This is a genomic window from Rahnella aquatilis CIP 78.65 = ATCC 33071 (genome assembly GCF_000241955.1).
GTDB lineage: Bacteria > Pseudomonadota > Gammaproteobacteria > Enterobacterales > Enterobacteriaceae > Rahnella > Rahnella aquatilis.
Genome location: NC_016818.1, coordinates 3820583 through 3832287, shown reverse-complemented (window position 1 = coordinate 3832287; position 11705 = coordinate 3820583). Strand labels below are relative to the sequence as shown.

The following is an 11705-nucleotide window of genomic DNA, read 5'->3' as shown; positions in this document are numbered from 1 at the left end:
AGTGAATGAGGGAGGTTCTTATAAAAAGAGGAAAGAGCAGGGAGGAAAGGAGATACAGGCAGTAAAAAACCCCGCCAAAGGACGGGGTTTGAGAGACGACAGGACGTGCGAAGGAGTTATAAGCCTGCTGCCTCGCGCAACTGAGCGGCTTTGTCGGTTTTTTCCCAAGGGAAGTGTTCACGACCAAAGTGACCGTAGGCTGCGGTTTCCTTATAGATAGGGTGCAACAGATCCATCATCTGAATCAGACCGTATGGACGCAGGTCGAAGAACTCACGCACCAGCAGGGTCAGCTGTTCGTTGGATACTTTACCGGTACCGAAGGTTTCCACCATGATGGACGTCGGTTCTGCCACGCCAATCGCGTAAGACACCTGAATTTCACAACGATCGGCCAGACCCGCTGCTACGATGTTTTTTGCCACATAACGTGCAGCGTAGGCCGCAGAACGGTCAACTTTCGACGGATCTTTACCTGAGAACGCACCGCCACCGTGACGGGCCATGCCGCCGTAGGTATCCACGATAATTTTACGACCAGTCAGGCCGCAGTCACCCATCGGGCCGCCGATAACGAAACGGCCCGTCGGGTTGATGTGGTACTTGGTACCGGCGTTCAGCCATTCTGCGGGCAGCACAGGTTTGATGATTTCTTCCATCACTGCTTCCTGCAAATCTTTCAGCGCGATGTCTTCTGCGTGCTGAGTAGACAGCACGACTGCATCAATACCGACGATTTTGCCTTCGTCATACTGGAAAGTGACCTGGCTTTTTGCATCAGGACGCAGCCATGGCAGGGTGCCTGATTTACGCACTTCAGCCTGACGCTGCACCAGACGGTGTGCATAAGTAATAGGTGCTGGCATCAGTACGCTGGTTTCGTTGGTCGCATAACCAAACATCAGGCCCTGATCGCCCGCACCTTGTTCCAGCGGGTCAGTACGGTCAACGCCCTGGTTGATATCCGGTGATTGCTTGCCGATAGCGCTCAGCACTGCACAGGAGTTGGCATCGAAACCCATGTCAGAATGGATGTAGCCAATTTCGCGAACAGTCTGACGCGTGATTTCTTCAACGTCGACCCATGCGCTGGTGGTGATTTCACCGCCAACCAGGACCATGCCGGTTTTGACATAAGTTTCACATGCAACACGTGCTTTTGGGTCTTGCTCTAAAATCGCGTCAAGTACCGCATCAGAAATCTGGTCAGCGATTTTATCTGGATGTCCTTCCGAAACGGATTCGGACGTGAAGAGGTGTTTAGCCATTATGTTCTTTACCTTACATACGACGGGTTAGATATCACTGCATAGCACTGGGGAGACTGGCAGATGAGGAGCGAAGCTCGCCATTGTCGCAATGCGTCCTGCATGTCCCCATTAGGCAAAGCCTTGAAGCAGTTTGCGCGTTAAACCACCCATGCGTGTGGACGGATTAACATCTGGACGGCTATTTTAGGATAGCAGGCGTTCTGAATGCCAGTCATTTTTGTGACAGAGTGAGTGTTATTGTGCGGGTTTGCAGTGATATTCACGGTCTGAAACTATTTACACTGCATTTTCATTTTGCAATTACAGCGGGTTGCCGGTATAAACGGCGCGCGCTATGCACATTTCTGCAGGCTCTGCAGAAGCAGCGTATTCCAGTAATTACTGCGTTTTCAGCTAGAATGCCCGCGGGTGATGCGTGGCACGTGTGGAGGTGGTTAGTTTAATGACCCACTTTTTACCGCTTGTAACATTTCAACTGCATCCCCTGCAGCCTTCATTGCGCACTGCAGCACTTCTCTCAGACCCTCATTTAGAAAAGCGTCTGTCATCTCTGCGATGTTACAGACAGCCTGGCTATAGACAGGTCAGTCGCCGACACCGGTACGCTACTCAGTAACCTCTGGTCTGCGTGAACATCGCACTCCCGACATATAACTGATGTAGCCTGTAATCTCCTGGGGCATTCACCCCTGATTTCTCCCGACTCGTTACACGGAGTCTAAAAACGTGTTTTACAATGATATGAGTGGAAAACAGCCCCATAGCTGTGGCACGCAGGGTTTTATCCTGTCTGAAAGCCAGCCTTGCGGGTTGTTCTCACCTGTTGTTACTGCGATAGTGGCTGGCCATGTTGTCAGTATAGAAAGAGGATTTACCTATGTCTGATGACATCCAGTCCCACCGTCCGTCACATTCGGGCGATACTGTTTCTTTGCGCTCCATGCAGGAGGTTGCCGTGAACGATCGTGATGCCAGCAAGATGCTGCGCACTTACAACGTTGCCTATTGGGGTAACAATTATTATGACGTCAATGAACTGGGCCACATCAGTGTTTGCCCGGATCCCGACGTACCTTCTGCCCGTGTCGATCTGGCACAACTGGTCAAAGACATGCGCGAGCAGGACGGTCAGCGTCTGCCAGCATTGTTCTGTTTCCCCCAAATTTTGCAGCACCGCCTGCGTTCGATTAACGCCGCGTTTAAACGTGCGCGTGAATCTTTCGGCTACGAGGGTGACTACTTCCTGGTATACCCGATTAAAGTCAACCAGCATCGCCGCGTGATTGAATCGCTGGTGGAATCCGGTGAACCGCTGGGGCTGGAAGCTGGCTCAAAAGCTGAGCTGATGGCCGTTCTGGCGCATGCCGGGATGACCCGTTCCGTGATCGTCTGTAACGGTTATAAAGACCGTGAATACATCCGTCTGGCACTGATCGGTGAGAAACTCGGTCACAAGGTCTATCTGGTTATCGAAAAGATGACTGAGATTAAACTGGTGCTGGAAGAAGCCGAACGTCTGAACGTGATCCCGCGTCTGGGCGTGCGTGCGCGCTTATCTTCGCAGGGGTCGGGTAAATGGCAGTCCAGCGGCGGCGAGAAATCCAAATTCGGCCTGGCGGCATCTCAGGTTCTTCAACTGGTGGAAATGCTGCGTGAAGCCGGGCGTCTGGAAAGCCTGCAACTGCTGCACTTTCACCTGGGTTCTCAGCTGGCGAATATTCGCGACATTTCGACTGGTGTGCGTGAATCCGCGCGTTTCTATGTCGAGCTGCATAAGCTGGGCGTCAACATTCAGTGCTTCGACGTCGGCGGCGGTTTGGGCGTGGATTACGAAGGGACCCGTTCACAGTCTGATTGCTCGGTGAACTATGGTCTGAATGAATACGCCAATAACGTGATTTGGGGGATCGGTGATGCCTGTAACGAGCACGGCCTGCCGCACCCGACGGTGATCACCGAATCTGGCCGCGCCGTGACCGCGCATCATACTGTGCTGGTATCAAACGTGATTGGCGTTGAACGCAACGAATTCAAAGAGCCTGTCGCCCCTGAAAATGATGCACCGCGTGCGCTGGGCAGCATGTGGGATACCTGGAACGAAATGCACGATCCGGAAAACCGCCGCTCACTGCGCGAATGGCTGCACGACAGCCAGATGGATTTGCACGATGTCCACTCGCAGTATGCGCACGGGATCCTGGATCTGACACAGCGCGCCTGGGCGGAAGACATCTACCTGAATATCTGCAACAAAATTCAGGATCAGCTGGATCCGAGCAACCGCGCGCACCGTCCGATCATTGACGAATTACAGGAGCGTATGGCGGACAAACTGTACGTCAACTTCTCTCTGTTCCAGTCAATGCCGGATGCATGGGGTATCGATCAGCTGTTCCCGGTTCTGCCGCTCGAAGGCCTGGATAAACCACCGGTAGGCCGTGCGGTGCTGCTGGATATCACCTGTGATTCCGACGGCACTATCGATCACTACATCGACGGTGACGGTGTAGCCACTACCATGCCAATGCCACCGTACGATCCTGAGAATCCGCCAGTGCTGGGCTTCTTTATGGTCGGCGCGTACCAGGAAATTCTCGGCAATATGCACAACCTGTTCGGCGATACTGCGGCGGTAGATGTATTTGTCTTCCCTGACGGCAGCATTGAAGTGCAGCAGTCCGACGAAGGCGATACTGTTGCTGATATGCTGGAATACGTGCAACTGGATCCTAACGTATTGCTTTCCCGTTTCCGCGATCAGGTAAAAGAAACCGATCTGGATGCAGAACTGCAGGCACAGTTTGTAGAAGAGTTTGAAGCCGGTTTATACGGTTATACGTATCTGGAAGAAGATGAGTAATTCAGCAGGTTCGTTCCGGCTGAATCAGTAAAAATATTTGGCGAAGGTTTTATTCCTTCGCCATTTTTTTATTCGTAATTGACAACAAAAGTGCCTTTAGCCGAAAAACTCCCTACCGAAATGGTTTTTGAATCTGCTACCAACTGGGCGCTGAATTGCAATTGTTTAGATGCAGGGATATTGGTATCACTTACAGAATTTATTGAATTGGTATCGTTAGGTATTAACTGACCACCAGCAGCGGTTGTAATCTTTACCCCGACACCTGTCGCAGCATTTGATGTAGCAGAATTCCCCAATAATGCGCTGTTCCCTGGCGCGACATTGACCGTGGTCATTCTGGTTTTAAACATACTGACATTGGTGCAGCCAGATGCATTAAGGGTAAAATTCACAACACTTGTAGAACCTGCTCTGATCTTTGCCGCGGTGTAATCCCCTAATGGAATGTTGCCAGCACTGCTGACGAGTGAGGTACAGGTGGGTGCTTTAACAGGAAACGAAAAATCACCTATATTGACTGAAATCACACCGTTATTTGTATCAGCCCCACCTAATCTGAATGCCCCGACATTACTCTGGGTTAACGGGTGAATAGCCGATACACCTTTTGGAATACCAACGAATTGAGAGGTTTGGTAAAGATCAATATAAAACCCCCAATTTCTGTCCTCAACTATGCTTTCGTCATCATGCATGTTGTACAGAGTGATCATCTCTGTATTGATGGGAATATATGCAGCCACAGACGCATTGGTTTCCCTTCTTAACTCAACTGAATAGAGAATTCCGGGAATGTTAGTGGCGTATAATACTGCAGAGTACCCCGTATTTTTATCAATAGAACCTGCTTGAGCAATGCCACCTGTCTTCCCATATAAGTTTTCGCCATCATTCCCGGTCCTGCAATCAGAGTGAATCCCCCAGCTTGACGTTGCTTTTAAGTCGTTATTCGTAAGCATTGTTGTACTGCTTACATGAGGATGCAAATCAATCTCAGGCCCGCTTAGAGTTAATGTGGTTGTGAAGGGCGCATTGGAAAAATAGCATTCCCTGGCTGCATGTGCATTTTTGAAACAAAAAATAATGAGCAATGCTAACAGAATATTCAGGGCTGTTCCCTTCCTGTTCTGTGATCTCGATATATTAAGAGGTGTTGCTAAAATAACATTATTCATAATTGACACTCACCAGAACCTTCGAAGTGACCTTACCTGCTGTCACCATTCCGGTATTCTGATAACGAACGTAAAAGTTAAAGTCTGTCATGCCCGAAGAGAACGTTGAAGCATCCACCGGAAAATTGACATCAGAAGTTCCGTCAGGTTCTAAGACATTGGTATTGTATTTTTTTGAAAATATCACAACGCCCACATTATTTGCTCCACCCGGCATTTCGCTCGTTTCACTGATAAAAACCTGCTTAGATGTAGGCGCAAAATTTCCCGACTGAGGTGCAAAACTGAAGTGAATATTATCTACTTCATTCGTACATTCGCTAAGGCTTACAGTAAACGGGTAACCGCCCAGTTGGTCGGTGGGTAATATCGGTGCAGGCGGAGAACCGCGATCAGAAAAATAAGCCACGCTAACAGTCGGTAAATGGACCGATCCCCCATTTCGTAATGTGAGTTTGCAGGTTGTTTCAAGAATATTTGCCTGAATATTCATATTTAAATCACCTTCTGCATGGCTCACAAAAGGAAAGCAGGATGTAAAGAAAAACAAAATCAGCGATAAGGTTCTATTTTTCTTCCACAGATTGTAAAACATAATCCACCCGTTGACCGTGTATAAACCGATTATTGATAGGTAATAACAAATGTAATAGGTGCAGTAAAACTTCCAGCTAAGACATCAGTGATCATTCTGTCTTTAGCGATAACCATTCTGGCATTCATCGCCATGGTGCCGCCAGAACTGAGCGCGATGTTTTGCGACGTTGTCCTGTCGAAGCAACTTAACTGACTACCTGAATCTGTGGCACCTCGCCATAATTCGACAGCGGTGGCTGTCGCTGTACCGCCGTTATTAGCAAAAGAGTCGCCATTTGAACTGGGGCCTGAACATCCGCCTGCAGTAGGTCTAACCGTTATATCCGCTGATTTAACGCCAGAGCAACTGCTAAAAACAAGTTTAAAAGCTTGAACTTTACTTTTTTGTGCGAGCTCAGATTTATACACATCACCGAAATTAATTTGAGATGTGGCCGCGCCGGCATCATTCTGAATGATGGCGGTACAAGTACCTGCTTCAATGGTTGAGGTGAAGGTAGCTGACAAATTTTCAGTCGGTGTAAGTTCAAGTGAATGTGCTGAAAAAACCGTTATTAAAGTCGCAGGGAACAGGAAAAATTTTATTTTTTTCACGTTATTATCCTCCATGTTTTATATCTGAATTTTCTATATTATTCATATTCGAAATTAAAAGTGGCAACCGCGCTAAAATTTCCCGTTGTGCCCTTACCTGATTGTGTTTCTATCAAACGTGAAATCAACGAAACTTCTTTTGCATTGATCTCTGCGCTGCTCCAGTTTAACCTTTGATTATCTGCTGTAGAGTTGATGACAAAAGGCTGATTTGAAGCTGACGTTCTGGCGATCGTGACCCCCAAAAAGGATGATGCGCCTTCGCCTGAAAGATCACTGATAATGGCTGTATCCTTATAAGCGGACGGAGTGCCTCTGATAGTAGTCTTGATTGATGTTACCCCTGCCGGGCATTCTACGATTTTAATTTTGAATGTCATTGTTGCCGCCGGATCATTTTGTATTATTTTATCCAGACTGACTTTTCCACCCGAACCAATAGGGATGGTATTATTAATACCATTGCCAGTCCCCCCTTCTAGTTTCATTTCGCAGGTGGTTTCAATAATATTGGCGCTAAAAGTGACATCGACGTTCTGTGCAAAAACACATGTGCTGTTAAAGTTAACAAGCAAAGCTGAGCATAATGCCAGTATGTTTTTATATTCCTTTATCATATCATCTCCACTTTATTATTAAACTAAAAGTTAGTGTTTCATTTTACAAGAGACGTTTTTTAGCATAATCGTCATATTTATCTTGTCAGGATTTTCTGGAATGGAATAATCAACCAGACAAGATTGGTCAGACTGATTTCCCCACACCACCTTCAACACCCCTTTATCATCAATGCCACGTGCAAAAGCACGTCCGCCTTGTCCTATCGTGCCGACCAAAATATCTTTGCTATTAAAAACATCAGCTCCTAAAGGAATGAAACCATTATCAGAACGCTCTAACTCCAGAATAACCGAGCGTCCCTCATCGGTTTCAAAATTAACCAAAACCACAGCACCACTGCGAGGGTAGGTTGTGGTACTGGTATTGATGATATTAACGTCCGTTTCCAGAGTGCTGATGTCAAGGCCAACGATATTTTCCTGATAAGGTGAAAGATAGGGGGTAATCGCATATCCGTTACTGTTTATCTCTCCTTCGCCCATACTCATTTTGGCGCCTTTCGCTCCTTTAGCTTTGACCAACGCCAGCGTATCGGTGTCATTAATATTTCCGGGAGCAAAGGTGATATCTTGAGAATGAATAACCATACCACCGCTGGTGCCGAAGGATGCTTGTCTGCCTCCGTCATCAGTGACGGAAGCGGAAAGGCTGACCGGACCGTAAGGGCTGTTATAACTTCCGTAGCCACCAATCTGATTTAAGTTCTGTGAATCAGACAGCGAAGAAGACGTGTTAACGCTGTAGTTATAACGGTTATCCTCGGTGTACCCCCCGGCGCTCATGTCTAACTGCGACGAGCCTTTAAAGTCAGAGCTTAAACCGGCGTTCACGTTGGTAAATCCCGCCGGACGTTTACCCTGACCGAACAGATTTTCTAAAGGAATGCTCAGGTTGACATAAAGCCTGTCATCCTGTTCGCCATTTTCGTTATATTCCCGCTGTAACGAAATACTGTAATTTGCCCAACGATAGTTATTGTTATATCCGAGCGAGAACTGGGACGTTTTTTTACTTTGATTCCAGTAAGTTTCCCAACTGCCGGTCATATAGAGTGAACCGTAATCTTTTTCAGCATATTCCAGGGGCTGATTAATATTAACCTGTATCTGGTTTTTCATTCTGTCGTAATTTTTGAAAGTCTCTTCTTTATTTATCGGATCATTATTGAGTTCATCCTGTAGCGAGGCTGCATCGTGGAGGCTCAGATAGTCCTGCGTTGAAAACCGGTAAGCAGCCACATTCAGCGACGTATTGGTCTCGGTTAACAGTTTATTGTATGAAATCCGATAACTCTGACCTTCCAGCGATTGTGTATCATCGATATCTGCACGGGAATGGGTGATGTCAAAAGCAAATGCCCCAGCCGGAGTCGTCATGGCTATCCCGGTTAAAACGGACAGGTAATCTGATGACATCGCTTCCACACCAGCATAACCCGTAAAAGTGTTATTGATGCCGTAATATCCCGTCAGAACCGCCACGTCGGGAGAATTACTCAATGAACCGTCATTGAGTTTTCCGACGCCGACATCCCAGCGGGCACTGCCTGGGCGCAACATCTGCGTGACTGAAGAATAGGGCAGGGAAAAGGTGCGCTTGCTACCATCAGACTCTTCTACGGTTACGTCCAGACTGTTGCCATAACCGGTCGGGTTAACGTCATCAAGTGCAAACGGCCCCGGTGGTACCGTGGTTTCATAAATCACAGTGCCGCTCTGACGGACAGTGACTTTCGCGTTACTGTTTGCCGTGCCGCGGATCACTGGCGCATAGCTGTTGGCTGAGCTGGCTTGCATACGGGGATCGCTGAATATCCTGAGCCCACGCAGACTGATGGAGTCAAAAGTATCACCCTGCGTGTAAGTGTCCCCTAAAACGAATTGGGCCTTTAAGCCCGTGATATCGTGCTGGACATAAGCATCCTGACTTGAATAGGACAGCCCGTTGTCCTGATCCCAGTTTGTTGAGCCACGGGCACGAAAACGCCAGCCAGCGAAGTTTGCACCATAATTTAACCCGGCGTAGGCAGTGTCACGGGATTCTCCGTCAGCGGTTGAACGGTAGGCATTCAAATCATAAGACAGCATGAACGCTGTGATGCCTTCTTCCCAGAGAGTCGGATTCACATAGCCGGCAGGATGTCTGGCGAGATAAATTTGTGGAACGGTAATGTCCAGCCGTTGTTCGGCGGTATTAAACCGGACCCGTGCGCCATCCAAATTTTTACTGAGGTCAAAGCAAGAAGCCTCGCCCGTCCCGGTGTCTGCCGCATTGATATCGGAAGCACGGGTATCTTCGGTAATAATATCCAACTGATCGATTAATTTTTGTGTCAGACAGGGGGTTGCCGTCGCACTGCCGTTATCAATAAAGGTGACCTGAGTGTTGAGTTTCAACGTGCCATTGACAAAAATTCCCACGCTGTAAACACCCGGAATAATGGGATTTCCCTTACTGAAACGCCGGGTGTCGATTTTGTCGCTGTCTGTCGTGCTGTAGAGAAACTGGCTGTCAAACTCTACAGTTTCATCTTCATCAGTATCATTTGATATGGCAGTTTCCGCTATACTGACTGGCGACCAGAAAGTGGCAATGCCCTGAGTCAATGGAAGCAGTAATAGTCCACTTATTATTTTTTTAAATTTCATAATATTACTGGCTTTTTTTGAAAAATTGACAATGACAGAGCCTTTGTTAAAGGCTAAACGCGTGAGTGATATTTCCGCCGTAATCACTGATAGCGGAGTAGGTTATTTTCCCGGCGCTGACGGGATTGCTCAGCCCTTCAACTTTCATCAGTTTTATGGACGCTGGGGAGATCATATTTTTCTCAATAGCGTACTGACTGTTATTTGCATTCAACGTTGCTTCATTCACCGTGACAAAATAAGGTGAGGCATTTTTGACTTCTGCAAACACCTGTTTATCTTTTTTGATAATTTTCCATGTCAGCGCGGTGGCCGCTTCAGAAGAAGAACCTTTAAGCCCCTCGGGGCGATAAAACAGTTTTATACGGGTACGGAAAGCCAGTTGCAGCAAATTCTCATCGGAAGTATTTTTCGCTTTAGGGGGGATTTCCAGAACGTTAAACCAAAAGACACTTTCTTTATCTTTAGGTAAGTCTGCATCAAGGCTGGCAATTTTTACTGTCTGTCCCTGTTTGGCATTCATTCGGGAAATAGGAGGCGTAACCAGAAAAGGAATTTTCATCTCCTGCGGATTAATATCTTCACGGCCGTCGTCCATCCAGGCTTGCACCAGCAAAGCTTTCTCGCCACGATTATCCAGTTTTACCGTGACCTCTTTCGCCTGAGCTGGATAAATAACCCGGGTGCCGGAGATGACAACATCCGCACTGACATCAGAAGCAATAAAACCCAACATTGCCAGACTGTATATAATAACTTTTTTAGCCGATATAAAATTCATAATTCCCTCTGTAAATTTTATAATAAAAGCGTGCCACCGCTCTGTCAGCGGCACGCTTAATCACTCGCTAAATAGCGATAATAATTATTCGTAAGCCATGGTGAAGGTGACGTTAGTATTCACTTTACCCGACTGAACAGAATTGGTTTCTGTCCAGTCAGCACTCGGAACATACGCTGTTTTGTAGGCGAAAATACCGCGACCGTCGACCAGCGTCACGCTTTGTGGCACATCGGTCGGATCACCGATCAATACCTGGCTGACATCCGTCGTAGTGTTGTTATACAGCGCAATACTGACGTTTTGCGCGCTGCCAGAAACCGTAGAGTCTGGTTTCAGCGTACCGTTGGACAATTCAGCAAATTGCTGTGAAGAGAAGCTAATAGTGGCTTTTGTGACCGATGCTGCACAGTCATTGAGCATTAACTCGAACTCTTTCGCGCCCACGCCGCCCGCAGCCAGAGTCGTGGCATCAACCGCTGCTTTGGTCACAACCGGCAACGAAATCGTCACATTATTGGCAGCAACACCGTTATTGGTGGTGATTTCGCAAGTGGTATCTGATACAGCGCCATCAAAGGTAATTAAGCCTACGTCTGCTGCTTGTGCAGATAAGCCTGAGAATACCAGACAGAATGCCGACAAAGGGAAAAAAATAGTACTCTTTTTCATGAATCTTCCTTTTCATTATAAAAGTAATGACAACATTAAAATAAAACTATTAGTGGCTTGTATTAGTGACTTGAATAAGTTTTTTCAGAAAGTTACTGAGTGTGAATTATAATTATCGTTTTTATTGATATCAAGTTCGCCTTACGGTAATACAAATGTAATAAAGTGATTCCTTTTTCAATTTGTAATTAGTTAACTGTCTTTTATAATTAAGTTTTTAAGTATTGAATTTTGTTTCTCAGAACGCTATTGACTATCAAATTAAAAAATCTTCAGGAACAGAGTTTTTAATCGAATCGTGAAAATGATGAAAAATATACATTCATCTATGTGATGTAATAATTCTTATACTCTCTGCAGGTGATAATCAAATTGTGCTATGAGTGATAATTCACATAATTATCTGACTTTTTTGTATGAATAACGTACAGACTGCTGATGTCGGGCTAACGAAGAGAAGCAGAAGAGGTAAAAGAGGAAACA

At 46.7% G+C, this 11705-nt stretch carries 9 protein-coding genes; 1 reads left to right on the top strand and 8 read right to left on the bottom strand.

What is annotated here, in order from left to right:
* Window positions 1-116 precede the first annotated feature (116 nt).
* Window positions 117-1268 (bottom strand): methionine adenosyltransferase, encoded by a 1152-nt coding sequence (gene metK, locus RAHAQ2_RS17410; protein WP_015698482.1) that lies wholly within the window; start codon window positions 1266-1268, stop codon window positions 117-119.
* Between the two features lie 880 nt (window positions 1269-2148).
* On the opposite strand from metK, the gene speA reads away from it, so the two are divergent.
* Window positions 2149-4131, top strand: coding sequence for a biosynthetic arginine decarboxylase (speA, locus tag RAHAQ2_RS17405; RefSeq protein WP_015698481.1), 1983 nt, complete (start codon window positions 2149-2151; stop codon window positions 4129-4131).
* A 68-nt stretch (window positions 4132-4199) separates the two neighbouring features.
* On the opposite strand, the gene RAHAQ2_RS17400 is transcribed toward speA, so the two are convergent.
* The 7 genes from RAHAQ2_RS17400 to RAHAQ2_RS17370 all read right to left on the bottom strand — a co-directional run bounded on the left by RAHAQ2_RS17400 (window position 4200) and on the right by RAHAQ2_RS17370 (window position 11222).
* Window positions 4200-5309, bottom strand: a complete 1110-nt coding sequence (locus RAHAQ2_RS17400; protein WP_015698480.1) for a fimbrial protein — start codon at window positions 5307-5309, stop codon at window positions 4200-4202.
* Window positions 5302-5904, bottom strand: a complete 603-nt coding sequence (locus RAHAQ2_RS17395; protein ID WP_015698479.1) for a fimbrial-like protein — start codon at window positions 5902-5904, stop codon at window positions 5302-5304. The genes RAHAQ2_RS17400 and RAHAQ2_RS17395 overlap by 8 nt, the downstream gene beginning before the upstream one ends.
* Window positions 5905-5933: 29 nt before the next feature.
* Window positions 5934-6515 carry a fimbrial protein gene (locus RAHAQ2_RS17390; RefSeq protein WP_148267135.1) on the bottom strand — a complete coding sequence of 194 codons (582 nt, stop codon included), beginning with the start codon at window positions 6513-6515 and terminating at the stop codon, window positions 5934-5936.
* A 23-nt stretch (window positions 6516-6538) separates the two neighbouring features.
* Window positions 6539-7117, bottom strand: coding sequence for a fimbrial protein (locus RAHAQ2_RS17385; protein WP_015698477.1), 579 nt, complete (start codon window positions 7115-7117; stop codon window positions 6539-6541).
* A gap of 30 nt (window positions 7118-7147) precedes the next feature.
* Window positions 7148-9769, bottom strand: a complete 2622-nt coding sequence (locus RAHAQ2_RS17380) for an outer membrane usher protein (protein ID WP_037040253.1) — start codon at window positions 9767-9769, stop codon at window positions 7148-7150.
* A gap of 46 nt (window positions 9770-9815) precedes the next feature.
* Entirely contained in the window at window positions 9816-10550 is a 735-nt protein-coding gene (locus tag RAHAQ2_RS17375; RefSeq protein ID WP_015698475.1) for a fimbrial chaperone, read from the bottom strand.
* Between the two features lie 84 nt (window positions 10551-10634).
* Entirely contained in the window at window positions 10635-11222 is a 588-nt protein-coding gene (locus RAHAQ2_RS17370; RefSeq protein WP_015698474.1) for a fimbrial protein, read from the bottom strand.
* Window positions 11223-11705: the final 483 nt, after the last annotated feature.

Excerpts from the sequence above, each read along its gene's own strand:
- RAHAQ2_RS17395 (WP_015698479.1), bottom strand. The coding sequence starts at position 5,904 with ATGTTTTACAATCTGTGGAAGAAAAATAGAACCTTATCGCTGATTTTG.
- RAHAQ2_RS17400 (WP_015698480.1), bottom strand. The coding sequence starts at position 5,309 with ATGAATAATGTTATTTTAGCAACACCTCTTAATATATCGAGATCACAG.
- RAHAQ2_RS17370 (WP_015698474.1), bottom strand. The coding sequence starts at position 11,222 with ATGAAAAAGAGTACTATTTTTTTCCCTTTGTCGGCATTCTGTCTGGTA.
- RAHAQ2_RS17375 (WP_015698475.1), bottom strand. The coding sequence starts at position 10,550 with ATGAATTTTATATCGGCTAAAAAAGTTATTATATACAGTCTGGCAATG.
- RAHAQ2_RS17390 (WP_148267135.1), bottom strand. The coding sequence starts at position 6,515 with ATGGAGGATAATAACGTGAAAAAAATAAAATTTTTCCTGTTCCCTGCG.
- RAHAQ2_RS17380 (WP_037040253.1), bottom strand. The coding sequence starts at position 9,769 with ATGAAATTTAAAAAAATAATAAGTGGACTATTACTGCTTCCATTGACT.
- RAHAQ2_RS17385 (WP_015698477.1), bottom strand. The coding sequence starts at position 7,117 with ATGATAAAGGAATATAAAAACATACTGGCATTATGCTCAGCTTTGCTT.
- metK (WP_015698482.1), bottom strand. The coding sequence starts at position 1,268 with ATGGCTAAACACCTCTTCACGTCCGAATCCGTTTCGGAAGGACATCCA.
- speA (WP_015698481.1), top strand. The coding sequence starts at position 2,149 with ATGTCTGATGACATCCAGTCCCACCGTCCGTCACATTCGGGCGATACT.